The following is a 24,408-nucleotide window of genomic DNA, read 5'->3' as shown; positions in this document are numbered from 1 at the left end:
CCGGGTACGGCGAAGGCCCCGCCGGTTCGCTCGTGAGGCGAGGGGCGGGGCCTTCGGTCTGTGGGGCGCTACGGCGGACGTGGCCGGGGTCAGTAGACGTTCAGGTAGACCTTCAGCACGGCCACGTAGCGGTTGGCCGCGTGGTAGAGGTAGTCGGGCAGCCAGCGCGGGCCGTCCTGCTCCTCCACCTCGGTGATCTGGTTGGTGCCGTAGCGGTTGCCGGCCGCCGCCATCAGCGCGCGGCGGGCGGAGTTGGCCAGGACGTGCGCGGCCTGCTTGGTCGGGCCGTACACCTCCAGTTCGATCAGCGGCTGGTCGACGTGGAGTTCGCCGACCCAGGCGCCGCCGCGCCGGTTGACGAGCACGGCGGCGGTGGTGCCGTCGAAGCTCTCCGGCGGCTCGACGGTCACGAGCGCGGTGGAGAGCGCCGAGTCGGCCTCCAGGATGTCGACGACCAGAGCCTCGACGTCGGGGAAGGCGCTCGGTGGAGTGGGTGTGGTCATGCCGGGTCACCTCGCCGGAAGCGGGAAGAAGGAAGGACCGCCGGGCGGGCGCCGCGCGGGGCGGCGGGGGAGGCGGCACGGCGCCTCGGCCCGGCGTACGGCGAGGGGCGCGACCCCGTTCTGCGGGGTGCGGGCACAGCTCCGCCGCTGCACCAACTGTGACAGACGATCGTGCGCGCACGCAACTAAATCGGCGAGGGAGTTGCGATCGGGGGCGCACGAGGGGCGGAAGCGCGAGGTGGGAGCGGTGGTGCGGAGGGGGGAGGGGGTGAGGCGGGGAGAGGGTGGGGCGGTGGGGGCGTGGGGTTTTTCGGCGCGGGGATGACCGTGCCCACCAGGTGCACCCGTCGGCCCACGGGTGCCCGTAGTCGGCGTCGGATCAGTCGGTGCCGGGAGCGGCCGCCGTCACGGCCTCCACCAACACCCGCCCGTCCGCGCGGTCCTGCTGTACCGAGATCTCCGCCTCGTTCGGCAGGAACTGCTCCACCACCCTCACGAACATCTCCCGCCGGTCGGCGGGCACGCCGAGCAGTTCGGCGACCTCCTCCAGCGTGGGGCGGCGGCCGACCTCCGTGCCGGGCGCGGGCGCGACCAGGTGCTCGTGCGGGTCGGCCAGTTCCTCGGCGGTGAGCCGGCCGGAGCGGATGAGCATGTCGCGGACCGGAACGCCGAGCACCCGCGCCAGGCGGCGCGTGGTCTCGAGGTCCGGCATGCTCTGGCGCTGCAGCAGGCGGGTGACGGCCGCGCGATGCACGCCCGCCTCGTCCGCGATCCGTGACTTTCCGCCGCCGCGTGGACTGTCGATGTCGTAGCCGCGCTCGCGCATGAGGTCTTCGACCCACACGGCGAACGCCTCCAGATCCTGGGTGGTCATCTCTGCTCGCTTCCTTCGGGGGTGGCAAGAGTTTAGCTTGCTTGCGCGCGCGGAATTACGTGCTCTCGTGCAAGCAATGAGGAAAGTTCGTGGGTTTCATGGAGATTCGGGGGGAGTTGGCGGAGTGCCGCAGTCCGGGAATTAGTTGCGGGCGCGCACGCAATCTGTAAGGTGGGGATGTTCACTCGTACGGCTCGTTCACGAACCGACAGGGGGGTCCCATGTCCATGCCCTTAACCAGCTCCTGTCCACCACCATCCGACCGCAGGCAGTCCGACCGGATGCAGCCCGACCGGATGCAGCCCGACCGCCGGCAGTCCGAGCGTTGGCAGGCCGCGGCCGCCTGTGCCGGGCTCTCCCCCCGGGTCGTCTTCTCCAAGAAACCCAAGGTGGCCGCCCCCGCGCTGAGGGCCTGCGCCGGCTGTCCCGTACGGCGGGACTGCGAGGAGACGGTGGCACCGGCCGAGAACTGGTTCGACGGAGTGTGCGGCGGCCGCCTCTGGCGCTCCGGCCGCCCGGTCCCCGTACCGGCCCACCTCCTGCCCCCGGCCCTGGCGGCCGTCGTGGACGCCCTCCCGAGCAAGCACCGGGGAGGCCCCCGTGGCTGACCACCGCCCCACCGCCCAGGCCGCCCTCTGGATCACCACACTGCTCCAGCAGTTCCCCGAGCTGGCCGTGGAGCTGGCCCCCGGACGGACCGGTCCCGGGGCCCGCGCCTCCGTACCGCGGGCCCCCGCCGACCTCGCCGACCGGCTGCGTGAGGAGCGCGAGGAGGCGCTGCTGCTTCAGCAGCGGCACGGACTCGTCGTCCCCGGACACAGCGCCGCGCCCCTGCGGCTGCACATCTCCGACACCATCCGGGACATCACCGACGGCGTGGTCGAACTGGAGGAGGCCGTCCGCGAGCGGCTCGGGCTGCCCCGCGCGCGCCGCGCCCCCGTGCCCGAGCGGCTGCGCCGGATCGCCGAGCTCCTCGACGACGTCGCCGCCGATCCGGTGCTGGCCGCGCACGTGCGCGACGAGACCCGCCGGATGGCCCGCCGCTGCGCCCGCGCGCTGGGCGACACCGAGACGGTCGTACGGATCTCCGGCCGCTGCCCCTGGTGCGAGTCGGTCTCCCTGCGCGCCTTCCCCGACCGCGGCGCGGTGCTCTGCGTCAACCCGGCCTGCCGCTGCTCGGACGCCGACTGCGGCTGCCACGACGACCCGGCCTACCGGCACACCTGGGACGAGGGGGAGTGGGAGCACGCATGAGGAACAGGACCAACGGCGACCTCCCCGACCGGCCGACCCTCATCCCCGGACCGCTCGCCGCCCAGGAGGTCGGTGTCACCCCCGCCACCATCCGCAAATGGGTCCAGCTGGGCCGTCTCAAACCCGCCGGCAAGGCCGGCCGGGCCCAGCTCTTCCGCCTGGAGGACGTCTTCGCGGCCGAACGCACGACGCGTGGGCCGAACCGTGACCCGCGCTGACCGGGGGAACCGTGGGCAGCCATGGCGCGTTGAGAGATGATGGAGGCATACAGCCGTCCGGGGGGAGGTGCCCGTGTCGTATCCGTCACCATGGCAACCGCAGGGACAGAGCGGTGCCTCGATGCTCGCGTCGCACGCCGACCGCGAGCGCGCCGTGGACGTACTCAGAGCGGGGTTCAGCGAAGGACGCCTGCAACAGGACGAGTTCACCAAGCGCGTCGAGCGGGCCTACCAGGCGCGTACGGTCGGTGAACTGCAGCTGGTCATCTCCGACCTGCCGCAGGGACCCATGGCCGTCCAGCCGGTCCTCGCCGCGCCCCCGGTCTTCGGCCCGCCCGTGCCGCGTACGTTCCTGCCCGCCCCGCCGCCGCCCACGAACGGCAAGGCGGTCGGCTCCATGGTCTGCGGCGTGCTCACCACGATGACCGCGGGCATCACCGGCATCCCCGCCGTGATCCTCGGCCACAAGGCCCGCGCCGAGATCCGCCGCACCGGCGAGGGCGGCGACGGATTCGCCATGGCGGGCCTCATCCTGGGCTGGCTCTCCGTGGCGGGCTGGGCGTTCTTCCTGTTCGTCCTCATCATGGCGGGGGCCTCCTCCACCTGACCGCCGCCCGCCCGTGCTCCCGCCTACGGAATCCCCAACTCGAAGATCACGTAGTGCGCGTACCACCCGGAGGCCACGGCCGCCGTCGAGAAGAACACCACCAGGCTCGGCCACTTCAGCCGACTCATCGCCGCCGCCGGGGCCAGCAGCAGCGGGAACACGGGCAGCAGATACCGCCCCGTGTTGGCGAACATCTGCTGCGTCCCCAGCACGGTCACGATCGACGCCAGCGCGTACGCCACCAGCACCAGCGGGGGCTTCCTGCGCAGCATCAGCGCGACCAGGAAGGGCAGCGCCAGCACGATCTGCACACCGAGCAGGTCGGGCACGGAGAACGCGAACAGGTACTGGTTGTGCCCGACCGCCGTGTTGCCGAGGACGTCGAGCGTGTACGCGCCGAAGTCGAAGTAGTGCGCCCAGCCCTCGCGCTGGAGCGTGAAGTAGGCGGTGAGGTCGCCCATGCTCAGGCCCACCCAGGCGACGTACGTGAGCAGCCCGAGCGGCGCGGCGACCATGGCGTACACCGGACCGGCGACGCCGTGCTCATGCCGGCTCTCCCGCCGGGCCAGCGTCACGATCGCGGCGAGCCCCACCGCCCCGATGAGCGCGGCGGCCGTCGGCCGGTTCAGCCCGGCCAGGAAGGCCAGCAGCCCCGCCGCCACCCACCGGCGCCGCATCACGCAGTAGCAGCACCAGGAGGCGATGGCGACGAACACCGACTCCGAGTAGACCGCCCACTCCACGCCCGCGCCCGGCACCACGGCCCACAACCCGGCCGCGATCGTGCCCGCCCGCACCCCGGCGAGCGCCGAGATCACGGCGTAGATGCCCGCGGCCGCCACGAAGGAGGCCAGGACCGACACCAGGATCGCGGAGCCGTACAGGCCAAGGCCGGTGATCTCCGAGACGCCCCGGATCAGCCCCGGGAAGAGGGGGAAGAACGCCACCGAGTTCTGCTCGACGGTGAAGAGCCCGCCCGGCGCGAGCGGCTGCAGCGGCCGGGGGTCGTACCCCTTCTCGGCGACCTGGAGGTACCACCAGCCGTCCCAGGTGCCGAGGACGTCCCACCAGTGGGCGCCGCCGCCGAAGCGCGGGTTCTTCTTGTGGTAGTCGTCGGCCCATTCGAGCAGCCAGGCGAAGACGGTCAGACCGACCAGCTTCGTCACGCCGTACAGGAGCAGTGGGGGGAGGTACGGTCGTAGACCGTCCGGAAGGGCGAGCCGGCTGCCCTTCGGCGGCCGCTCCTCCCCGTCCTCGGGTATGGCGGAGTCCGTCGCCGCGTCGCTGCGGGCCGTGCTCATGACTGGGGTCCCCCCTTGAGCGGCCATCCGGGGCGGCGACCGCTGTCCGGATGGTCGTGAAGCGCGGTCATAAGATCGCACCAGCGTCGCACATGTGCGCCGAAGGTTAGGAGGGGGTGCGTGGGGGAGGCATCGAACGCCGCGTCCGCGGCGGCCGTGCTGTCGGTCGTCATACCCATGTACAACGAGGAAGAGGTCCTTCCCGCTCTGGTCAGCAGGTTGCGTCCGGTCCTCGCCGGCCTCGGCTCGGCGTACGAGGTCGTCGCCGTCGACGACGGGTCCACCGACCGCACCGCCGAGCTGCTCGCCGCCTTCCGTCTGGGCTGGCCCGAACTGCGGATCATCGCCCTGCGCCGCAACTCCGGCCACCAGGCCGCCCTCACGGCCGGCCTGGACCGCGCCCTCGGGGCCTACGTCGTCAGCATCGACGCCGACCTCCAGGACCCGCCCGAGAAGATCCCCGAGATGCTGGAGCTGGCCCGCGCCGAACACCTCGACATCGTCTACGGCATCCGCGCCGACCGCGCCAGCGACACCGGCTTCAAGCGGTGGACGGCGGGGCTGTACTACCGGCTGGTGCGGCGGCTCGCCGGGCCCTCCGTCCCGGCCCAGGCCGGTGACTTCCGGCTGCTGAGCCGGGCCGCCGTGGACGCCCTCAAGGCGCTGCCCGACCAGCAGCGCGTCTACCGGCTCCTGGTGCCCTGGCTCGGTTTCCCCAGCGGGCAGGTGACATACGAGCGCGCCCCGCGCCCGGCCGGGCAGAGCAAGTACCCGCTGGGCCGCATGATCCGCCTCGCCGTCGACAGCGTCACCGGCTTCTCCGCGGCGCCCCTGCGCATCGCCACCTGGCTCGGCGGCTTCGCCTTCCTGGTCTGCCTGGGGCTGATGGCGTACACCCTGAGCGCCCACTTCTTCGACCACACGGTCCCCGGCTGGACCTCCCTGTTCACCGGGGTCCTGTTCATCGGCGCGGTCCAGCTGATCTGCGTGGGACTGCTCGGCGAGTACGTCGGCCGCATCTACACGGCCGTACAGAACCGACCGACGTACTTCGTGGGTCACGACACCGGGGCCGAGCAGACGAAGGGTGCGGAAACCGCCCTACCACAGCAGCGGTCCGGTACGCGAACGTAACCGCGGTGTGTCGGGCGCACTGCCTCTGTTTTGACCGGAGAGATTGCGCTGGGTACGCTCAGACCTTGTGCCTGGGGTGTGCCCTGGCCCTCGTGCGTGCCTTCGACCGCACCGGGGCAAAGAGCGGCCACCGTGATCCGTGCCTTCTTTCTGCCTCGCGGCGGAAGTCCGCGGGATTCGACACACCCGACCGCGTGGGTCGGCGATGTTCCAGGTTAGCTGTACCTATCGGCACACAGAAACCGGAGAAGTAGTGCCTACGATCCAGCAGCTGGTCCGCAAGGGCCGGCAGGACAAGGTCGAGAAGAACAAGACGCCCGCACTCGAGGGTTCCCCTCAGCGTCGCGGCGTCTGCACGCGTGTGTTCACGACCACCCCGAAGAAGCCGAACTCGGCCCTGCGTAAGGTCGCGCGTGTGCGTCTGACCAGCGGGATCGAGGTCACCGCTTACATTCCGGGTGAGGGACACAACCTGCAGGAGCACTCCATCGTGCTCGTGCGCGGCGGCCGTGTGAAGGACCTGCCGGGTGTTCGCTACAAGATCATCCGCGGCTCCCTCGACACCCAGGGTGTCAAGAACCGCAAGCAGGCCCGCAGCCGTTACGGCGCCAAGAAGGAGAAGTAAGAATGCCTCGTAAGGGCCCCGCCCCGAAGCGCCCGGTCATCATCGACCCGGTCTACGGTTCTCCTCTGGTGACCTCCCTGATCAACAAGGTGCTGCTGAACGGCAAGCGCTCGACCGCCGAGCGCATCGTGTACGGCGCCATGGAGGGTCTGCGCGAGAAGACCGGCAACGACCCGGTCATCACGCTCAAGCGCGCTCTCGAGAACATCAAGCCGACCATCGAGGTCAAGTCCCGCCGTGTCGGTGGCGCGACCTACCAGGTCCCGGTCGAGGTCAAGCCCGGCCGCGCCAGCACGCTCGCGCTGCGCTGGCTCGTCGGTTACTCCCGCGCCCGCCGCGAGAAGACCATGACCGAGCGCCTGCTCAACGAGCTTCTCGACGCTTCGAACGGCCTCGGTGCGGCCGTCAAGAAGCGCGAGGACACGCACAAGATGGCCGAGTCCAACAAGGCCTTCGCGCACTACCGCTGGTAGTCGCAGTCCACATCGAGACCGAGAGAAGACTGAAGCCTTATGGCTACCACTTCGCTTGACCTGGCCAAGGTGCGCAACATCGGCATCATGGCCCACATCGACGCGGGCAAGACGACCACCACCGAGCGGATCCTGTTCTACACCGGCGTTTCGTACAAGATCGGTGAGGTCCACGACGGCGCTGCCACGATGGACTGGATGGAGCAGGAGCAGGAGCGTGGCATCACGATCACCTCTGCTGCCACCACCTGTCACTGGCCGCTGGAAGACGTCGACCACACCATCAACATCATCGACACGCCGGGCCACGTCGACTTCACCGTCGAGGTGGAGCGTTCGCTGCGCGTGCTCGACGGTGCCGTGACGGTGTTCGACGGCGTCGCCGGCGTCGAGCCCCAGTCCGAGACCGTGTGGCGTCAGGCGGACCGCTACGGCGTTCCGCGCATCTGCTTCGTCAACAAGCTCGACCGCACCGGTGCCGAGTTCCACCGCTGCGTCGACATGATCGTCGACCGCCTGGGCGCGCAGCCGATCGTCATGCAGCTCCCGATCGGTGCCGAGGCCGACTTCCAGGGTGTCGTGGACCTGGTCCGCATGAAGGCCCTGGTCTGGTCCGCCGAGGCGACCAAGGGCGAGATGTACGACGTCGTCGACATCCCGGCCACGCACACCGAGGCCGCCGAGGAATGGCGCGGCAAGCTGGTCGAGGCCGTCGCCGAGAACGACGAAGAGATCATGGAGCTGTACCTGGAGGGCGAGGAGCCCACCGAGGAGCAGCTGTACGCCGCGATCCGTCGTATCACCATCGCGTCCGGCAAGGGCGGCGGCACCACCGTCACCCCCGTGTTCTGCGGTACCGCGTTCAAGAACAAGGGTGTTCAGCCCCTGCTCGACGCGGTCGTGCGCTACCTGCCGTCCCCGGTCGACATCGAGGCCATCGAGGGCCACGACGTCAAGGACCCGGAGACGGTCATCAAGCGCAAGCCGTCCGACGACGAGCCGCTGTCGGCGCTGGCGTTCAAGATCATGAGCGACCCGCACCTCGGCAAGCTCACCTTCGTGCGCGTCTACTCCGGCCGCCTCGAGTCCGGCTCCGCCGTGCTCAACTCGGTCAAGGGCCGCAAGGAGCGCATCGGCAAGATCTACCGTATGCACGCCAACAAGCGTGAGGAGATCGAGTCGGTGGGCGCCGGCGACATCGTCGCCGTCATGGGCCTGAAGCAGACCACCACCGGTGAGACGCTGGCCGACGAGAAGAACCCGGTGATCCTGGAGTCCATGGACTTCCCGGCCCCGGTCATCCAGGTCGCCATCGAGCCCAAGTCGAAGGGCGACCAGGAGAAGCTCGGCATCGCGATCCAGCGCCTGGCCGAGGAGGACCCGTCCTTCCAGGTCCACTCGGACGAGGAGACCGGCCAGACCATCATCGGCGGCATGGGCGAACTGCACCTCGAGGTGCTGGTCGACCGTATGCGCCGTGAGTTCAAGGTCGAGGCCAACGTCGGCAAGCCGCAGGTCGCCTACCGCGAGACGATCCGCAAGGCCGTCGAGAAGGTCGAGTACACCCACAAGAAGCAGACGGGTGGTACCGGCCAGTTCGCTCGCGTCATCATCGCGATCGAGCCCATCGAGGGCGGCGACACGTCGTACGAGTTCGTCAACAAGGTCACCGGTGGCCGTGTGCCGAAGGAGTACATCCCCTCGGTCGACGCCGGTGCGCAGGAGGCCATGCAGTTCGGCATCCTCGCCGGTTACGAGATGACCGGTGTCCGCGTGACGCTGCTCGACGGTGCCTACCACGAGGTCGACTCCTCCGAGCTCGCCTTCAAGATCGCCGGTTCGCAGGCCTTCAAGGAGGCCGCGCGCAAGGCCAGCCCCGTGCTGCTCGAGCCGATGATGGCCGTCGAGGTCACCACGCCCGAGGACTACATGGGTGACGTCATCGGCGACATCAACTCCCGCCGTGGCCAGATCCAGGCCATGGAGGAGCGGGCCGGTGCCCGCGTCGTGAAGGGTCTCGTGCCCCTCTCGGAGATGTTCGGCTACGTCGGCGACCTGCGGAGCAAGACGTCCGGCCGCGCCAGCTACTCCATGCAGTTCGACTCCTACGCCGAGGTTCCGCGGAACGTCGCCGAGGAGATCATCGCGAAGGCCAAGGGCGAGTAACGCACCGCGTTCCTACGCCGTAGGCTTGACCCCGGAGCCTCACGGGTCGTTCCTCCGCATTCGCGGCGGAACGACCCGGGGCCCGGGACCCAACAGCAAAGATCACCTGGCGCCGATGAAGTAAGGCGTACAGAACCACTCCACAGGAGGACCCCAGTGGCGAAGGCGAAGTTCGAGCGGACTAAGCCGCACGTCAACATCGGCACCATCGGTCACATCGACCACGGTAAGACGACCCTCACGGCCGCCATTACCAAGGTGCTGCACGACGCGTACCCGGACCTGAACGAGGCCACCCCGTTCGACAACATCGACAAGGCGCCCGAGGAGCGTCAGCGCGGTATCACCATCTCCATCGCGCACGTCGAGTACCAGACCGAGGCGCGTCACTACGCCCACGTCGACTGCCCGGGTCACGCGGACTACATCAAGAACATGATCACGGGTGCGGCGCAGATGGACGGCGCCATCCTCGTGGTCGCCGCCACCGACGGCCCGATGCCGCAGACCAAGGAGCACGTGCTCCTGGCCCGCCAGGTCGGCGTTCCGTACATCGTGGTCGCCCTGAACAAGGCCGACATGGTGGACGACGAGGAGATCATGGAGCTCGTCGAGCTCGAGGTCCGTGAGCTTCTCTCCGAGTACGAGTTCCCGGGCGACGACCTGCCGGTCGTCCGTGTCTCGGCGCTGAAGGCGCTCGAGGGCGACGCCCAGTGGACCCAGTCCGTCCTGGACCTCATGAACGCCGTCGACACCTCCATCCCGGAGCCCGAGCGTGACGTCGACAAGCCGTTCCTGATGCCGATCGAGGACGTCTTCACCATCACCGGTCGCGGTACGGTCGTCACCGGCCGTATCGAGCGTGGTGTCCTCAAGGTCAACGAGACCGTCGACATCATCGGCATCAAGACCGAGAAGACCTCCACCACGGTCACCGGTATCGAGATGTTCCGCAAGCTGCTCGACGAGGGCCAGGCCGGTGAGAACGTCGGTCTGCTGCTCCGTGGCATCAAGCGCGAGGACGTCGAGCGCGGCCAGGTCATCATCAAGCCGGGTTCGGTCACGCCGCACACCGACTTCGAGGCCCAGGCCTACATCCTGTCCAAGGACGAGGGTGGCCGCCACACGCCGTTCTTCAACAACTACCGTCCGCAGTTCTACTTCCGCACGACGGACGTGACCGGCGTGGTGACCCTCCCCGAGGGCACCGAGATGGTGATGCCGGGTGACAACACCGAGATGAAGGTGGAGCTCATCCAGCCCATCGCCATGGAAGAGGGCCTGAAGTTCGCCATCCGTGAGGGTGGCCGGACGGTCGGCGCCGGCCAGGTCACCAAGATCACGAAGTGACTTGCGCCTGATCGGCAGCCCAGCCTGAGCTGAGCTCCTGAAGGGGCCCGTACGACTCCGGTCGTACGGGCCCTTTCGCGTGACGGGCCGTACAGGTGTGCGGTGGGTGAACCGTGGACGAACGTTCCCCCGCGTTATCAGTGAGGCCCCTGTGCCGGGCCTAGCCTGGCCCCGATGTCTGGCCTCCCTCTCATACGCACCGCGCAGCCGCTCCCCGCGCCGATCGCGGTTCCCGCACCGCCCGGCCGCGAACGGCGCCCGCGCCTCTACGCGCTCGACGGCATCCGCCTGCTGGCCGCTGTGATGGTGGCGGTCCACCACTACGCCGGCACCCGCCGCGTGAACCAGCCCGGCAACCTGATCTGGGACCGGCCGGTGTCCGAGATCATGCCGACGGTGTTCCACGCGGCGAACTACGGCTGGATCGGCGTGGAGATCTTCTTCGTCATCAGCGGCTTCGTGATCTGCATGTCGTGCTGGGGCCGTACACCACGCCAGTTCTTCGTCTCGCGGGTCATCCGCCTGTACCCGGCCTACTGGTTCGCGGTGCTGTTCACGACGGCCGTACTGGTGGCGGTGCCGGGGGTCTGGGAGAGGCTGCCGCCGAGGGACGTGCTCCTCAACCTGACGATGCTGCAGTCGGGTTCGGGCGTCCGGAACGTCGACGGCGTCTACTGGACCCTGTGGTCCGAACTCCGCTTCTACCTCCTCTTCCTGGTGGTCGTCTGGAGGGGCCTGACGTACCGCAGGGTGGTGCTGTTCTGCTGTGTGTGGGGCGCGGCGGCGATGCTGGCGCCGGTGGCCGGACTGCCCCTGCTGGAGCTGATCGCCGACCCCGAGGCGGCCTGGTACTTCATCGCGGGCCTCGCCCTGTACCTGATGCACCGCTTCGGCCAGGACGTGCTGTTGTGGGGCATCCTCGGGACGGCCTGGCTGATGGGCCAGAAGGAACTGGGCACCCGGATCGACGAGGTCGAGCACGTGGGGAGCTGGCGGGGTGCGGTGCTGATCTTCACCGTGTTCCTGCTGGTGATGGTCGCCGTGGCGCTCGGCCGTACGGACCGGATCCGCTGGCGCTGGCTGGTGACGGCGGGAAGCCTGACGTACCCCCTCTACCTGATGCACTACGCGGCCGGTACGGCGGTCATCAACCGCCTGCGCGACGAGATGGACCCGCGGCTGTTGGTGGCGCTGGTGCTGACGGGGTTCCTGCTGCTGAGCTGGGCGGTGCACCGGCTGGTGGAACGGCCGCTGGCGGGGGCGGTGAAGCGCGGGCTGGACGGGGCTTTCGCCCGGGCGCGGCAGACCCGGCCATAACCCCCGAGCGCTTCCCCATGCGCTCCATGTGACGAGAGTGGCACTACGTGGAAAGTGAGGGGAGTGTCAGGACGCGGATCGCGGGGGTGATCACTCTCCCGGGTTTGACCTATGTCACCCTGCGGGTATTGTCTCCGGCTCGATTGGCGGAGCCCCTGCCCCGTATGGCAGACTAGCGGGGTTGCTCGGTCGAGTGTTGATGCTGCGCGCCTCCCGCCGGGAGGACCGGAAGCGAGTCCCACAGTACTCGTCGCCTTAACTGCCACACGGCAGCGCTGGGGCGGACGTACGGGAATCTTTCGGGAAGTGCGGTGCGGCACCGGCCAGGCGCCCGGTGAGCTTTTCGCTTCCGGCCTGCGGTTCCGGAAGGGCCGTGTGCATTCCCAGCAGGGATGTTCGAACAAGGGACATCTGTGTCAGCGGGATAGCGACACGCCCGACCGCGTGGGTCGGAGACCGGGTACCAGAGCGTTACGAGAGACAGGACTACTGAGTAGCCATGGCGGGACAGAAGATCCGCATCCGGCTCAAGGCCTACGACCACGAGGTCATCGACTCCTCGGCGAAGAAGATCGTCGAGACGGTGACTCGCACTGGTGCGTCGGTCGCGGGCCCGGTGCCGCTGCCCACTGAGAAGAACGTGTACTGCGTCATCAAGTCGCCGCACAAGTACAAGGACTCGCGCGAGCACTTCGAGATGCGCACGCACAAGCGCCTGATCGACATCCTCGACCCGACGCCCAAGACCGTTGACTCTCTGATGCGACTCGACCTCCCGGCCGGTGTCGACATCGAGATCAAGCTCTGAGGGTCGGTGATCTGAGAATGGCTAAGCAGATCAAGGGCATCCTGGGCGAGAAGCTCGGCATGACGCAGGTGTGGGACGAGAACAACCGTGTTGTTCCGGTCACCGTCGTCAAGGCCGGCCCCAACGTCGTGACCCAGGTCCGCACGAACGACGCCGACGGCTACGAGTCCGTCCAGATCGCGTTCGGCGAGATCGACCCGCGCAAGGTGAACAAGCCCCTCAAGGGCCACTTCGCCAAGGCCGACGTCACTCCCCGCCGCCACCTCGTCGAGATCCGTACCGCTGACGCCAGCGAGTACACCCTCGGCCAGGAGATCACCGCCGAGGTGTTCGAGGCCGGCATCAAGGTCGACGTGACCGGCAAGAGCAAGGGCAAGGGCTTCGCCGGTGTCATGAAGCGTCACAACTTCAAGGGCCTCGGCGCCGGTCACGGCACCCAGCGCAAGCACCGCTCGCCCGGTTCCATCGGTGGCTGCGCCACCCCGGGCCGCGTGTTCAAGGGCCTCCGCATGGCGGGTCGCATGGGCAACGAGCGTGTCACCACCCAGAACCTGACCGTCCACGCCGTTGACGCGGAGAAGGGTCTGCTGCTCATCAAGGGCGCGGTTCCCGGTCCGAACGGCGGCCTCGTCCTGGTCCGCACCGCGGCCAAGGGGGCCTGAGGTAACCGATGAGCACTGTTGACATCCTTTCGCCTGCCGGCGAGAAGACCGGTAGCGTCGAGCTCCCCGCGGAGATCTTCGGCGTGGAGAAGGTCAGCATCCCGCTGATCCACCAGGTCGTCGTCGCGCAGAACGCGGCTGCCCGCCAGGGCACGCACAAGACGAAGACCCGTGGCGAGGTCCGTGGTGGTGGCAAGAAGCCTTACCGCCAGAAGGGCACCGGCCGCGCCCGTCAGGGCTCGACCCGCGCGCCGCAGTTCGCCGGCGGTGGCGTCGTCCACGGCCCGCAGCCGCGTGACTACTCGCAGCGGACCCCGAAGAAGATGAAGGCTGCCGCCCTGCGTCACGCCCTCACCGACCGGGCCCGCCACAACCGCATCCACGTCGTCACCGGCGTGATCGAGGGCGAGACCCCCTCCACCAAGGCCGCTCGCACGCTGTTCGGCAAGATCTCGGAGCGCAAGAACCTGCTCCTGGTCGTCGACCGCGCCGACGAGGCCGCGTGGCTGTCCGCCCGCAACCTGCCCCAGGTCCACATCCTGGAGCCGGGCCAGCTGAACACGTACGACGTGATCGTCTCGGACGACGTGGTCTTCACCCAGGCCGCTCTCGAGTCCTTCGTCGCCGGCCCGAAGGCCAACGACACCGAAGGGAGCGAGGCCTGATGGCTACGCGTCACCCGAGCATTGCCCCGAAGGCGGCCAAGGCCGCCAAGGCCGCGCGCGTCGCCAAGGCGAAGCGCCACGCCACCGAGGGCAAGAACACCGTCGTCACCGCGCCCAGCAAGGCGTACACGGACCCCCGTGACGTGCTGCTGAAGCCGGTCGTGTCGGAGAAGAGCTACGCGCTCCTCGACGAGAACAAGTACACGTTCATCGTCGACCCGAACGCCAACAAGACCCAGATCAAGCAGGCCGTCCAGGCGGTCTTCTCGGTCAAGGTCACCGGGGTCAACACGATCAACCGCCAGGGCAAGCGCAAGCGGACCCGCACCGGCTTCGGCCAGCGTGCGTCGACCAAGCGCGCGATCGTGACCCTCGCCGAGGGCGACCGTATCGACATCTTCGGCGGTCCGACCGCCTGAGGGCGGTCCGGATCGTCCGATATCGGACGAGGACTGAGAAATGGGAATCCGCAAGTACAAGCCGACTACGCCGGGCCGCCGTGGCTCCAGCGTCGCCGACTTCGTCGAGGTCACGCGGTCCACGCCGGAGAAGTCGCTGGTCCGCCCCCTGCACAGCAAGGGCGGCCGTAACAATTCCGGTCGTGTGACCGTCCGTCACCAGGGTGGCGGCCACAAGCGCGCCTACCGCGTGATCGACTTCCGTCGTCACGACAAGGACGGCGTGCCGGCGAAGGTCGCGCACATCGAGTACGACCCCAACCGCACCGCGCGCATCGCGCTGCTGCACTACGCCGACGGCGAGAAGCGCTACATCATCGCGCCGCGCGGCCTCTCGCAGGGCGACCGCGTCGAGAACGGTCCCGGGGCCGACATCAAGCCGGGCAACAACCTGGCCCTCCGCAACATCCCGGTCGGTACCACGATCCACGCGATCGAGCTCCGTCCCGGTGGCGGTGCCAAGTTCGCCCGCTCCGCCGGCGCCTCCGTGCAGCTGCTCGCGAAGGAGGGCTCGATGGCCCACCTCCGTATGCCGTCCGGTGAGATCCGCCTGGTCGACCAGCGCTGCCGCGCCACGGTCGGCGAGGTCGGCAACGCCGAGCAGAGCAACATCAACTGGGGCAAGGCCGGCCGTAAGCGGTGGCTGGGCGTTCGCCCGACCGTCCGTGGTGTGGCGATGAACCCGGTCGACCACCCGCACGGTGGTGGTGAGGGCAAGACCTCCGGTGGTCGCCACCCGGTCTCGCCGTGGGGTCAGAAGGAAGGTCGTACTCGTTCGCCGAAGAAGGCTTCGAACAAGTACATCGTCCGCCGCCGCAAGACGAACAAGAAGCGCTAGGAGCGGGTTTAGATGCCGCGCAGTCTCAAGAAGGGGCCCTTCGTCGACGACCACCTCGTAAAGAAGGTGGACGCCCAGAACGAAGCCGGCACCAAGAACGTCATCAAGACCTGGTCCCGTCGCTCGATGATCATCCCCAGCATGCTGGGCCACACGATCGCGGTGCACAACGGCAAGACCCACATTCCGGTGTTTGTCACCGAGTCGATGGTCGGCCACAAGCTCGGCGAGTTCTCGCCGACGCGCACCTTCCGGGGCCACGTCAAGGAAGACCGGAAGTCGAAGCGCCGCTAGTAGCGGGGTGGAATGACCATGACAGACACTGGAAGGACAACCATGGAAGCCAGGGCCCAGGCGCGGTACATCCGCGTCACGCCCATGAAGGCCCGCCGCGTGGTGGACCTTATCCGCGGCCTCGACGCCGCGGAGGCTCAGGCGGTCCTGCGTTTCGCCCCGCAGGCCGCGAGCGTGCCGGTCGGCAAGGTGCTGGACAGCGCCATCGCCAACGCCGCGCACAACTACGACCACACCGATGTCGACAGCCTCTTCATCTCCGAGGCGTACGTCGATGAGGGCCCGACCCTGAAGCGGTTCCGTCCGCGTGCCCAGGGCCGTGCCTACCGGATCCGCAAGCGGACCAGCCACATCACCGTGGTCGTCAGCAGCAAGGAAGGAACCCGGTAATGGGCCAGAAGGTTAACCCGCATGGGTTCCGGCTCGGCATCACCACGGACTTCAAGTCCCGTTGGTACGCCGACAAGTCGTACAAGGACTACGTCAAGGAAGACGTCGCCATCCGTCGGATGATGACGTCCGGCATGGAGCGCGCCGGCATCTCGAAGGTGGAGATCGAGCGCACCCGTGACCGTGTCCGTGTGGACATCCACACCGCGCGTCCGGGCATCGTCATCGGCCGCCGCGGCGCCGAGGCCGACCGTATCCGCGGCGACCTGGAGAAGCTGACCAAGAAGCAGGTCCAGCTCAACATCCTCGAGGTCAAGAACCCGGAGACGGACGCTCAGCTGGTGGCCCAGGCCGTCGCCGAGCAGCTCTCCTCCCGCGTCTCCTTCCGTCGGGCCATGCGCAAGAGCATGCAGTCCGCCATGAAGGCCGGCGCCAAGGGCATCAAGATCCAGTGCGGTGGCCGCCTCGGTGGCGCCGAGATGTCCCGCTCGGAGTTCTACCGCGAGGGCCGCGTGCCCCTGCACACGCTCCGCGCGAACGTGGACTACGGCTTCTTCGAGGCCAAGACGACCTTCGGCCGCATCGGTGTGAAGGTCTGGATCTACAAGGGCGACGTCAAGAACATCGCCGAGGTCCGCGCCGAGAACGCCGCTGCCCGCGCCGGCAACCGCCCGGCCCGTGGTGGCGCCGACCGCCCGGCCCGTGGTGGCCGCGGTGGCGAGCGTGGCGGTCGCGGTCGTAAGCCGCAGCAGGCTGCTGCCGAGGCCCCCAAGGCCGAGGCTCCCGCCGCTCCGGCTGAGAGCACCGGAACGGAGGCCTGACCGACATGCTGATCCCCCGTAGGGTCAAGCACCGCAAGCAGCACCACCCGAAGCGTCGCGGTGAGGCCAAGGGCGGTACGACGGTCGCGTTCGGCGAGTACGGCATCCAGGCCCTCACGCCGGCGTACGTGACCAACCGCCAGATCGAGGCGGCCCGTATCGCGATGACCCGCCACATCAAGCGTGGCGGCAAGGTCTGGATCAACATCTACCCGGACCGCCCCCTCACCAAGAAGCCCGCCGAGACCCGCATGGGTTCCGGTAAGGGTTCGCCGGAGTGGTGGATCGCGAACGTGCACCCGGGCCGGGTCATGTTCGAGCTGTCCTACCCGAACGAGAAGATCGCCCGTGAGGCCCTGACTCGCGCCGCCCACAAGCTGCCGATGAAGTGCCGGATCGTCAAGCGCGAGGCAGGTGAAGCGTGATGTCGGCCGGTACCAAGGCGTCCGAGCTGCGCGAGCTGGGCAACGAGGAGCTTCTGGCGAAGCTCCGCGAGGCCAAGGAAGAGCTGTTCAACCTCCGCTTCCAGGCGGCGACCGGACAGCTCGAGAACCACGGTCGGCTCAAGGCCGTCCGTAAGGACATCGCGCGGATCTACACCCTGATGCGTGAGCGCGAGCTGGGCATCGAGACGGTGGAGAGCGCCTGATGAGTGAGAGCAACGTGACTGAGCAGACTGCAGAGGCCCGCGGCTTCCGCAAGACCCGTGAGGGTCTCGTCGTCAGCGACAAGATGGACAAGACCGTCGTCGTCGCCGTCGAGGACCGCGTCAAGCACGCGCTGTACGGCAAGGTCATCCGCCGTACCAACAAGCTCAAGGCGCACGACGAGCAGAACGCCGCGGGTGTCGGCGACCGCGTCCTCCTGATGGAGACCCGGCCGCTGTCCGCGACGAAGCGCTGGCGCGTCGTCGAGATCCTCGAGAAGGCCAAGTAGGTAATTCCCGCAAGGGAATACCAAAAAGTACGTTCCCGCGGGGCATCCCTCGCAGGACAGTTCCGCCAGGCTCCGGGAGCCGCTTCGCTGAGCGGCTCCCGGGGAACCGGCAGACAAACAGGAGATAGACGTGATCCAGCAGGAGTCGCGACTGCGCGTCGCCGACAACACTGGTGCGAAGGAAATCCTTTGCATCCGTGTGCTCGGTGGCTCCGGTCGCCGCTACGCGGGCATCGGTGACGTCATCGTCGCCACCGTCAAGGACGCGATCCCCGGTGGCAACGTGAAGAAGGGTGACGTCGTCAAGGCGGTCATCGTTCGCACCGTCAAGGAGCGCCGCCGTCCGGACGGCTCGTACATCCGCTTCGACGAGAACGCCGCCGTCATTCTGAAGAACGACGGCGACCCTCGTGGCACCCGCATCTTCGGCCCCGTCGGGCGCGAGCTGCGCGAGAAGAAGTTCATGAAGATCATCTCGCTGGCTCCGGAGGTGCTGTAAGCATGAAGATCAAGAAGGGCGACCTGGTCCAGGTCATCACCGGTAAGGACAAGGGCAAGCAGGGCAAGGTCATCGCGGCCTTCCCCCGCGAGGACCGCGTCCTGGTCGAGGGTGTCAACCGGGTCAAGAAGCACACGAAGGCCGGTCCGACCGCCAAGGGCTCCCAGGCCGGCGGCATCGTGACCACCGAGGCCCCGATCCACGTGTCCAACGTTCAGCTGGTCGTGGAGAAGGACGGCAACAAGGTCGTCACGCGTGTCGGTTACCGCTTCGACGACGAGGGCAACAAGATCCGCGTTGCCAAGCGGACGGGTGAGGACATCTGATGGCTACCACCACCACTCCGCGTCTCAAGACGAAGTACCGCGAGGAGATCGCGGGCAAGCTGCGTGAAGAGTTCAAGTACGAGAACGTCATGCAGATCCCGGGCCTCGTCAAGATCGTGGTCAACATGGGTGTGGGCGACGCCGCCCGCGACTCCAAGCTGATCGAGGGCGCCATCCGCGACCTCACCACGATCACCGGTCAGAAGCCGGCCGTCACCAAGGCCCGCAAGTCCATCGCGCAGTTCAAGCTGCGTGAGGGCCAGCCGATCGGTGCCCACGTCACGCTCCGTGGCGACCGCATGTGGGAGTTCCTGGACCGCACCCTGTCGCTCGCGCTGCCGCGCATCCGCGACTTCCGTGGTCTGTCCCCCAAGCAGTTCGACGGCCGTGGCAACTACACCTTCGGTCTCACGGAGCAGGTCATGTTCCACGAGATCGACCAGGACAAGATCGACCGTGTCCGGGGTATGGACATCACCGTGGTCACCACGGCGACCAACGACGCTGAGGGCCGCGCGCTCCTTCGTCACCTCGGCTTCCCCTTCAAGGAGGCGTGAGCGAGATGGCGAAGAAGGCTCTGATCGCTAAGGCTGCTCGCAAGCCCAAGTTCGGCGTGCGTGCGTACACCCGCTGCCAGCGCTGCGGTCGTCCGCACTCCGTGTACCGCAAGTTCGGCCTCTGCCGCGTGTGCCTTCGTGAGATGGCTCACCGTGGCGAGCTGCCGGGCGTGACCAAGAGCTCCTGGTAAACCCCTAATTCGGGGTTACCCAGGCTCTCGGTAAGCATCTGGGTCGGCAGGGGCCCACCTCCGCATGCCTTAGGCTTGTGGGGTTGGGCGTCTGCCGCCCGTACGACTTACTACGCCGTAGGTCCACCGCGCCGCACCCGTCCCGTCTCGGATCGGGGAGAGGGATGGCGCACCAGGAAACCCCGGCGAGAGAGGCCACAGGCCAATTCATGACCATGACTGATCCGATCGCAGACATGCTGACGCGTCTGCGGAACGCGAACTCGGCGTACCACGACTCCGTGACGATGCCGGCGTCCAAGATCAAGTCTCACATCGCGGAGATCCTCCAGCAGGAGGGCTTCATCACCGGCTGGCGCGTCGAGGACGCCGAGGTCGGCAAGAACCTCACCCTCGAGCTGAAGTTCGGCCCGAACCGTGAGCGCTCCATCGCGGGCATCAAGCGGATCTCCAAGCCCGGTCTCCGGGTGTACGCGAAGTCCACCTCCCTGCCGAAGGTGCTGGGCGGCCTCGGCGTGGCGATCATCTCCACGTCGCACGGGCTCCTCACCGACAAGCAGGCCGGCAAGAAGGGCGTGGGTGGGGAAGTCCTCGCCTACGTCTGGTAGCAGAAGGGAACGGAGGAAACAGCTATGTCGCGCATCGGCAAGCTCCCCATCGCGGTTCCCGCCGGCGTGGACGTCACCATCGACGGCCGCACCGTGTCGGTCAAGGGCCCCAAGGGCTCGCTGACCCACACCGTCGTGGCACCGATCGACATCGCCAAGGGCGAGGACGGCACCCTGCAGGTGACCCGCCCCAACGACGAGCGTCAGAGCAAGGCCCTGCACGGCCTGTCCCGCACGCTGGTGGCGAACATGATCACCGGCGTGACCCAGGGTTACGTGAAGAAGCTCGAGATCAGCGGTGTCGGTTACCGCGTGACCGCCAAGGGTTCGAACCTCGAGTTCGCGCTCGGTTACAGCCACCCGATCCTGGTCGAGGCCCCCGAGGGCATCACCTTCAAGGTGGAGACCCCGACCCGCTTCCAGGTCGAGGGCATCGACAAGCAGAAGGTCGGCGAGGTTGCGGCCAACATCCGCAAGCTGCGCAAGCCTGACCCGTACAAGGCCAAGGGCGTCAAGTACGAGGGCGAAGTCATCCGCCGCAAGGTCGGAAAGGCGGGTAAGTAAGCCATGGCATACGGGCAGAAGATCCTGAAGGGCGACGCCTACAAGCGCGCCGCGATCAAGCGCCGTCACATCCGGATCCGCAAGCGGATCTCCGGTACGGCGGAGCGCCCCCGTCTGGTCGTGACCCGCTCCAACCGCCACATCGTGGCGCAGGTGATCGACGACCTCAAGGGCCACACCCTGGCTTCGGCGTCCACTCTGGACACGTCGATCCGCGGTGCCGAGGGCGACAAGTCCGCGCAGGCCAAGCAGGTCGGCGCCCTGGTCGCCGAGCGTGCGAAGGCCGCCGGTGTCGAGGCCGTCGTGTTCGACCGTGGTGGCAACCAGTACGCCGGGCGCATCGCCGCCCTGGCGGACGCCGCCCGCGAAGCCGGGCTCAAGTTCTGAGCCGCTTGTAGCTAGCGGAAAGAGAGAGGTAATCCAATGGCTGGACCCCAGCGCCGCGGCAGCGGTGCCGGTGGCGGCGAGCGGCGGGACCGGAAGGGCCGTGACGGCGGCGCTGCTGCCGCCGAGAAGACCGCGTACGTTGAGCGCGTAGTCGCGATCAACCGCGTCGCCAAGGTTGTGAAGGGTGGTCGTCGCTTCAGCTTCACCGCGCTGGTCGTGGTGGGCGACGGTGACGGCACCGTGGGTGTCGGTTACGGCAAGGCCAAGGAGGTGCCGGCCGCCATCGCCAAGGGCGTTGAGGAGGCCAAGAAGCACTTCTTCAAGGTCCCCCGTATCCAGGGCACCATCCCGCACCCCATCCAGGGTGAGAAGGCCGCCGGCGTCGTGCTGCTCAAGCCCGCGTCCCCCGGTACCGGCGTTATCGCCGGTGGCCCGGTGCGCGCCGTGCTCGAGTGCGCCGGTATCCACGACGTGCTGTCGAAGTCGCTCGGCTCCGACAACGCGATCAACATCGTGCACGCGACCGTGGAGGCCCTGAAGGGTCTGCAGCGTCCCGAGGAGATCGCGGCCCGCCGTGGTCTGCCGCTCGAGGACGTCGCGCCCGCGGCCCTGCTGCGTGCCCGTGCCGGAGTGGGTGCGTGATGGCTCAGCTCAAGATCACGCAGACGAAGTCCTACATCGGCAGCAAGCAGAACCACCGCGACACGCTTCGTTCCCTGGGCCTCAAGCGCCTGGGTGACGTGGTCGTCAAGGAGGACCGCCCCGAGTTCCGCGGCATGGTGCACACCGTCCGCCACCTCGTGACGGTCGAGGAGGTCGACTGATCATGGCGGAGAACAACCCGCTCAAGATCCACAACCTCCGTCCCGCCCCGGGCGCCAAGACCGCCAAGACCCGTGTCGGTCGTGGTGAGGCGTCGAAGGGTAAGACGGCCGGTCGTGGTACCAAGGGCACGAAGGCCCGCTACCAGGTTCCGGAGCGCTTCGAGGGTGGGCAGATGCCCCTCCACATGCGGCTCCCGAAGCTGAAGGGCTTCAAGAACCCGTTCAAGACCGAGTTCCAGGTCGTGAACCTCGACAAGCTGGCCGCGCTGTACCCGGAGGGTGGCGAGGTCACCGTCGAGGGGCTCGTCGCCAAGGGTGCCGTTCGCAAGAACAGCCTCGTCAAGGTCCTCGGCCAGGGCGAGATCTCCGTGGCGCTGCAGGTGACGGTCGACGCCGTCTCCGGCTCCGCCAAGGAGAAGATCACCGCCGCCGGCGGTACCGTCACCGAGCTCGTCTGACTCCATCAGGCGTCTCGATGACTTGAGCGATCCCGACCGGGGATACCCCACAAATGGGGTATCCCCGGTCGGTCGTTCCTAGGGCGGCCGTGTCGCGGGTAAGGTGACCAGCGCTGCCCACTTTTCACAAGGTTCTCCCAACGGGGCACCTTGAGCGGCAGTCGACCGTTACTCATGTCGTTGTCGTTTGTCGTTGTTCTTATTCGACCTTCAAGACCGTCACCCTTGACGCAGATGCGCGGGGGTCGCAGGAGGCACCGTGCTCACCGCGTTCGCCCGGGCGTTCAGGACGCCCGACCTGCGCAAGAAGCTGCTCTTCACGCTCGGGATCATCGTGGTTTACCGGGTCGGCACCCACATCCCGATCCCCGGTGTGGACTACACGTCCGTTCAGCGCTGTGTGGACGAGGCGTCCGGCAACCAGGGCCTCTTCGGTCTGGTGAACATGTTCAGCGGCGGCGCGCTGCTGCAGATCACCATCTTCGCGCTGGGCATCATGCCGTACATCACGGCCAGCATCATCCTTCAGTTGCTGACCGTGGTCATCCCGCGTCTGGAAGCCCTCAAGAAGGAGGGCCAGGCCGGCACCGCGAAGATCACGCAGTACACCCGTTACCTGACGGTGGCGCTCGCCATCCTGCAGGGCACCGGCCTGGTGGCCACCGCCCGCAGCGGCGCCCTGTTCTCCGGCTGCTCGGTCGCCAGCCAGATCGTCCCGGACCGCGCGATCTTCACCACCATCGTCATGGTCGTCTGCATGACCGCCGGTACGGCCGTCGTCATGTGGCTCGGTGAGCTCATCACCGACCGCGGCATCGGCAACGGCATGTCGATCCTGATGTTCATCTCGATCGCCGCGACCTTCCCCTCCGCGCTGTGGGCCATCAAGAAGCAGGGCACGCTGGCGGGCGGCTGGATCGAGTTCGGCACGGTCATCGCGGTCGGCCTGGTCATGGTCGCCCTGGTGGTCTTCGTCGAGCAGGCCCAGCGCCGGATCCCCGTGCAGTACGCGAAGCGCATGATCGGCCGCCGCTCCTACGGCGGTACGTCGACGTACATCCCGCTCAAGGTGAACCAGGCCGGTGTGATCCCGGTCATCTTCGCCTCGTCGCTGCTCTACATCCCGGCTCTCGTGGCCCAGTTCTCCAGCGGAACCTCCAGCTGGAAGACCTGGATCGAGGCCAACCTGACCAAGGGCGACCACCCGATCTACATCAGCATGTACTTCCTGCTGATCGTTTTCTTCGCCTTCTTCTACGTCGCCATCTCCTTCAACCCCGAGGAAGTGGCCGACAACATGAAGAAGTATGGTGGCTTCATCCCGGGCATCCGGGCTGGCCGACCGACCGCTGAGTACCTCTCCTACGTGCTCAACCGGATCACCTGGCCGGGTTCGCTGTACTTGGGTCTGATCGCTCTCGTCCCGACGATGGCGTTGGTTGGCTTCGGGGCAAGCCAGAACTTCCCGTTCGGCGGGACCAGCATCCTGATCATCGTGGGTGTGGGTCTCGAGACGGTGAAGCAGATCGAGAGCCAGCTCCAGCAGCGCAATTACGAAGGGTTCCTCCGCTGATGCGAATCGTCCTCGTCGGGCCGCCGGGTGCCGGGAAGGGTACGCAGGCCACTCGCCTGGCCGAGACACTGCGCGTGCCGCACATCTCCACGGGCGACCTGTTCCGCGCCAACATCAGCCAGCAGACCGAGCTCGGGAAACTCGCGAAGTCCTACATGGACGCCGGCAACCTCGTCCCCGACGAGGTGACCATCGCGATGGCCAAGGACCGTATGGAGCAGGCGGACGCCGAGCGCGGCTTCCTGCTGGACGGCTTCCCGCGCAACGTCTCGCAGGCCGAGGCGCTGGACGAGCTCCTCACCACCGAGGGCATCAAGCTGGACGCGGTACTGGACCTGGAGGCTCCCGAGGAGGAGGTCGTGAAGCGGATCGCCGGCCGGCGCATCTGCCGCAACGACTCGGCCCACGTCTTCCACGTGTCGTACAAGAAGCCGGCGAAGGACGGCGTCTGTGACGTCTGCGGCGGTGAGCTGTACCAGCGGGACGACGACTCCGAGGAGACGGTCCGTACGCGGCTGGAGGTCTACCACACGCAGACCGAGCCGATCATCGACTACTACAAGTCCCAGGGCCTGGTCGTGACCATCGAGGCCATGGGCCCCGTGGAAGAGGTCACCGCCCGTGCGCTGGCGGCACTGAAGCGCGAGGGCGGCGACCAGTAGTCGTCGGCCTGGTACGGCCGTGGAGTCCTGGGGACTTCACGGCCGTACTGTTGTGTACGTACGAG

Annotated in this window: 36 protein-coding genes; 33 read left to right on the top strand and 3 right to left on the bottom strand. The window is 67.7% G+C overall.

The genetic code is table 11. The features are described 5' to 3' along the window. Nucleotides 1-89 precede the first annotated feature (89 nt). Both ACIBVL_RS18785 and ACIBVL_RS18780 read right to left on the bottom strand, forming a co-directional pair. Nucleotides 90-503, bottom strand: coding sequence for a hypothetical protein (locus ACIBVL_RS18785; protein WP_399098281.1), 414 nt, complete (start codon nt 501-503; stop codon nt 90-92). Nucleotides 504-882: 379 nt separating this feature from the next. Then, nucleotides 883-1,377 (bottom strand): helix-turn-helix domain-containing protein, encoded by a 495-nt coding sequence (locus tag ACIBVL_RS18780; RefSeq protein ID WP_399098279.1) that lies wholly within the window; start codon nt 1,375-1,377, stop codon nt 883-885. Between the two features lie 221 nt (nt 1,378-1,598). Here ACIBVL_RS18780 and ACIBVL_RS18775 point away from each other — a divergent pair, with 221 nt between their 5' ends. From ACIBVL_RS18775 to ACIBVL_RS18760, 4 genes are all read left to right on the top strand, one after another. Next, nucleotides 1,599-1,985: a WhiB family transcriptional regulator gene (locus tag ACIBVL_RS18775; protein ID WP_399098277.1), complete on the top strand. Its 387-nt coding sequence runs from the start codon at nt 1,599-1,601 to the stop codon at nt 1,983-1,985. After that, entirely contained in the window at nt 1,978-2,631 is a 654-nt protein-coding gene (locus ACIBVL_RS18770; protein ID WP_399098276.1) for a hypothetical protein, read from the top strand. The genes ACIBVL_RS18775 and ACIBVL_RS18770 overlap by 8 nt, the downstream gene beginning before the upstream one ends. Further along, nucleotides 2,628-2,849, top strand: a complete 222-nt coding sequence (locus tag ACIBVL_RS18765; protein WP_399098275.1) for a hypothetical protein — start codon at nt 2,628-2,630, stop codon at nt 2,847-2,849. Before ACIBVL_RS18770 ends, ACIBVL_RS18765 begins: the two co-directional genes overlap by 4 nt. Nucleotides 2,850-2,970: 121 nt before the next feature. Continuing rightward, nucleotides 2,971-3,456 (top strand): DUF1707 and DUF4190 domain-containing protein, encoded by a 486-nt coding sequence (locus ACIBVL_RS18760; RefSeq protein WP_399098274.1) that lies wholly within the window; start codon nt 2,971-2,973, stop codon nt 3,454-3,456. A 23-nt stretch (nt 3,457-3,479) separates the two neighbouring features. Here ACIBVL_RS18760 and ACIBVL_RS18755 read toward each other — a convergent pair whose 3' ends face one another. Continuing rightward, nucleotides 3,480-4,757: a hypothetical protein gene (locus tag ACIBVL_RS18755; protein WP_399098273.1), complete on the bottom strand. Its 1,278-nt coding sequence runs from the start codon at nt 4,755-4,757 to the stop codon at nt 3,480-3,482. Nucleotides 4,758-4,877: 120 nt separating this feature from the next. Here ACIBVL_RS18755 and ACIBVL_RS18750 point away from each other — a divergent pair, with 120 nt between their 5' ends. The 29 genes from ACIBVL_RS18750 (at nt 4,878) to ACIBVL_RS18610 (ending at nt 24,343) form a co-directional block, all read left to right on the top strand. Continuing rightward, nucleotides 4,878-5,891 carry a glycosyltransferase family 2 protein gene (locus tag ACIBVL_RS18750; RefSeq protein ID WP_399098272.1) on the top strand — a complete coding sequence of 338 codons (1,014 nt, stop codon included), beginning with the start codon at nt 4,878-4,880 and terminating at the stop codon, nt 5,889-5,891. Nucleotides 5,892-6,144: 253 nt separating this feature from the next. Next, on the top strand, nt 6,145-6,516 hold the full coding sequence (gene rpsL, locus ACIBVL_RS18745) for a 30S ribosomal protein S12 (RefSeq protein ID WP_003948652.1): 372 nt from the start codon (nt 6,145-6,147) through the stop codon (nt 6,514-6,516). A 2-nt stretch (nt 6,517-6,518) separates the two neighbouring features. Next, nucleotides 6,519-6,989, top strand: coding sequence for a 30S ribosomal protein S7 (gene rpsG, locus ACIBVL_RS18740; protein ID WP_030788318.1), 471 nt, complete (start codon nt 6,519-6,521; stop codon nt 6,987-6,989). A gap of 39 nt (nt 6,990-7,028) precedes the next feature. Then, nucleotides 7,029-9,155 (top strand): elongation factor G, encoded by a 2,127-nt coding sequence (fusA, locus tag ACIBVL_RS18735; RefSeq protein ID WP_399098271.1) that lies wholly within the window; start codon nt 7,029-7,031, stop codon nt 9,153-9,155. 156 nt (nt 9,156-9,311) lie between these two features. Beyond that, complete coding sequence (tuf, locus tag ACIBVL_RS18730) at nt 9,312-10,505, top strand: elongation factor Tu (RefSeq protein WP_399098270.1); 1,194 nt, start codon at nt 9,312-9,314, stop codon at nt 10,503-10,505. Between the two features lie 174 nt (nt 10,506-10,679). Further along, nucleotides 10,680-11,822: an acyltransferase family protein gene (locus ACIBVL_RS18725; protein WP_399098269.1), complete on the top strand. Its 1,143-nt coding sequence runs from the start codon at nt 10,680-10,682 to the stop codon at nt 11,820-11,822. A gap of 499 nt (nt 11,823-12,321) precedes the next feature. After that, nucleotides 12,322-12,630 (top strand): 30S ribosomal protein S10, encoded by a 309-nt coding sequence (gene rpsJ, locus ACIBVL_RS18720; RefSeq protein ID WP_003948644.1) that lies wholly within the window; start codon nt 12,322-12,324, stop codon nt 12,628-12,630. 17 nt (nt 12,631-12,647) lie between these two features. Further along, nucleotides 12,648-13,292: a 50S ribosomal protein L3 gene (rplC, locus tag ACIBVL_RS18715; RefSeq protein WP_007384065.1), complete on the top strand. Its 645-nt coding sequence runs from the start codon at nt 12,648-12,650 to the stop codon at nt 13,290-13,292. An 8-nt stretch (nt 13,293-13,300) separates the two neighbouring features. Continuing rightward, nucleotides 13,301-13,957: a 50S ribosomal protein L4 gene (gene rplD, locus ACIBVL_RS18710; protein WP_058923765.1), complete on the top strand. Its 657-nt coding sequence runs from the start codon at nt 13,301-13,303 to the stop codon at nt 13,955-13,957. After that, nucleotides 13,957-14,376 (top strand): 50S ribosomal protein L23, encoded by a 420-nt coding sequence (gene rplW, locus ACIBVL_RS18705; protein WP_399098268.1) that lies wholly within the window; start codon nt 13,957-13,959, stop codon nt 14,374-14,376. The genes rplD and rplW overlap by 1 nt, the downstream gene beginning before the upstream one ends. Before the next feature lie 40 nt (nt 14,377-14,416). Beyond that, nucleotides 14,417-15,253 carry a 50S ribosomal protein L2 gene (rplB, locus tag ACIBVL_RS18700; RefSeq protein ID WP_360332146.1) on the top strand — a complete coding sequence of 279 codons (837 nt, stop codon included), beginning with the start codon at nt 14,417-14,419 and terminating at the stop codon, nt 15,251-15,253. 12 nt (nt 15,254-15,265) lie between these two features. Beyond that, on the top strand, nt 15,266-15,547 hold the full coding sequence (gene rpsS, locus ACIBVL_RS18695) for a 30S ribosomal protein S19 (protein ID WP_399098267.1): 282 nt from the start codon (nt 15,266-15,268) through the stop codon (nt 15,545-15,547). A 42-nt stretch (nt 15,548-15,589) separates the two neighbouring features. Beyond that, a complete protein-coding gene (gene rplV / locus ACIBVL_RS18690; protein WP_133927829.1) occupies nt 15,590-15,937 on the top strand; it encodes a 50S ribosomal protein L22 in 348 nt (115 codons plus the stop codon). Beyond that, nucleotides 15,937-16,758, top strand: coding sequence for a 30S ribosomal protein S3 (gene rpsC / locus ACIBVL_RS18685; protein ID WP_390658130.1), 822 nt, complete (start codon nt 15,937-15,939; stop codon nt 16,756-16,758). Before rplV ends, rpsC begins: the two co-directional genes overlap by 1 nt. Before the next feature lie 5 nt (nt 16,759-16,763). Beyond that, nucleotides 16,764-17,183 carry a 50S ribosomal protein L16 gene (rplP, locus tag ACIBVL_RS18680; RefSeq protein ID WP_030788270.1) on the top strand — a complete coding sequence of 140 codons (420 nt, stop codon included), beginning with the start codon at nt 16,764-16,766 and terminating at the stop codon, nt 17,181-17,183. Beyond that, a complete protein-coding gene (gene rpmC, locus ACIBVL_RS18675; protein ID WP_003974259.1) occupies nt 17,183-17,407 on the top strand; it encodes a 50S ribosomal protein L29 in 225 nt (74 codons plus the stop codon). The genes rplP and rpmC overlap by 1 nt, the downstream gene beginning before the upstream one ends. Continuing rightward, on the top strand, nt 17,407-17,694 hold the full coding sequence (gene rpsQ, locus ACIBVL_RS18670) for a 30S ribosomal protein S17 (protein WP_003992363.1): 288 nt from the start codon (nt 17,407-17,409) through the stop codon (nt 17,692-17,694). The genes rpmC and rpsQ overlap by 1 nt, the downstream gene beginning before the upstream one ends. A gap of 130 nt (nt 17,695-17,824) precedes the next feature. Further along, nucleotides 17,825-18,193 carry a 50S ribosomal protein L14 gene (gene rplN / locus ACIBVL_RS18665; RefSeq protein ID WP_003998823.1) on the top strand — a complete coding sequence of 123 codons (369 nt, stop codon included), beginning with the start codon at nt 17,825-17,827 and terminating at the stop codon, nt 18,191-18,193. Between the two features lie 2 nt (nt 18,194-18,195). Further along, entirely contained in the window at nt 18,196-18,519 is a 324-nt protein-coding gene (gene rplX / locus ACIBVL_RS18660; protein ID WP_030039760.1) for a 50S ribosomal protein L24, read from the top strand. Continuing rightward, entirely contained in the window at nt 18,519-19,076 is a 558-nt protein-coding gene (rplE, locus tag ACIBVL_RS18655) for a 50S ribosomal protein L5 (protein WP_250070976.1), read from the top strand. The genes rplX and rplE overlap by 1 nt, the downstream gene beginning before the upstream one ends. Before the next feature lie 5 nt (nt 19,077-19,081). Next, nucleotides 19,082-19,267: a type Z 30S ribosomal protein S14 gene (locus ACIBVL_RS18650; protein ID WP_003956452.1), complete on the top strand. Its 186-nt coding sequence runs from the start codon at nt 19,082-19,084 to the stop codon at nt 19,265-19,267. Nucleotides 19,268-19,476: 209 nt separating this feature from the next. After that, nucleotides 19,477-19,875 carry a 30S ribosomal protein S8 gene (gene rpsH / locus ACIBVL_RS18645; RefSeq protein WP_055632350.1) on the top strand — a complete coding sequence of 133 codons (399 nt, stop codon included), beginning with the start codon at nt 19,477-19,479 and terminating at the stop codon, nt 19,873-19,875. A gap of 24 nt (nt 19,876-19,899) precedes the next feature. Beyond that, entirely contained in the window at nt 19,900-20,439 is a 540-nt protein-coding gene (gene rplF, locus ACIBVL_RS18640) for a 50S ribosomal protein L6 (RefSeq protein WP_399098266.1), read from the top strand. Nucleotides 20,440-20,442: 3 nt separating this feature from the next. After that, nucleotides 20,443-20,826, top strand: coding sequence for a 50S ribosomal protein L18 (rplR, locus tag ACIBVL_RS18635; protein WP_399098265.1), 384 nt, complete (start codon nt 20,443-20,445; stop codon nt 20,824-20,826). A gap of 36 nt (nt 20,827-20,862) precedes the next feature. Next, entirely contained in the window at nt 20,863-21,468 is a 606-nt protein-coding gene (gene rpsE, locus ACIBVL_RS18630; protein ID WP_014674381.1) for a 30S ribosomal protein S5, read from the top strand. Next, nucleotides 21,468-21,650 (top strand): 50S ribosomal protein L30, encoded by a 183-nt coding sequence (gene rpmD / locus ACIBVL_RS18625; protein ID WP_009190145.1) that lies wholly within the window; start codon nt 21,468-21,470, stop codon nt 21,648-21,650. The genes rpsE and rpmD overlap by 1 nt, the downstream gene beginning before the upstream one ends. A 2-nt stretch (nt 21,651-21,652) precedes the next feature. After that, complete coding sequence (gene rplO / locus ACIBVL_RS18620) at nt 21,653-22,108, top strand: 50S ribosomal protein L15 (protein ID WP_003974249.1); 456 nt, start codon at nt 21,653-21,655, stop codon at nt 22,106-22,108. A gap of 259 nt (nt 22,109-22,367) precedes the next feature. Next, nucleotides 22,368-23,681 carry a preprotein translocase subunit SecY gene (secY, locus tag ACIBVL_RS18615; RefSeq protein ID WP_399098264.1) on the top strand — a complete coding sequence of 438 codons (1,314 nt, stop codon included), beginning with the start codon at nt 22,368-22,370 and terminating at the stop codon, nt 23,679-23,681. Continuing rightward, nucleotides 23,681-24,343: an adenylate kinase gene (locus tag ACIBVL_RS18610; protein ID WP_399098263.1), complete on the top strand. Its 663-nt coding sequence runs from the start codon at nt 23,681-23,683 to the stop codon at nt 24,341-24,343. The genes secY and ACIBVL_RS18610 overlap by 1 nt, the downstream gene beginning before the upstream one ends. The last annotated feature ends 65 nt before the right edge of the window (nt 24,344-24,408 follow it).

The organism is Streptomyces sp. NPDC049687 (assembly GCF_044465285.1).
Classification (GTDB): Bacteria; Actinomycetota; Actinomycetes; order Streptomycetales; family Streptomycetaceae; genus Streptomyces.
This window is presented reverse-complemented; position numbering and strand designations above follow the sequence as displayed.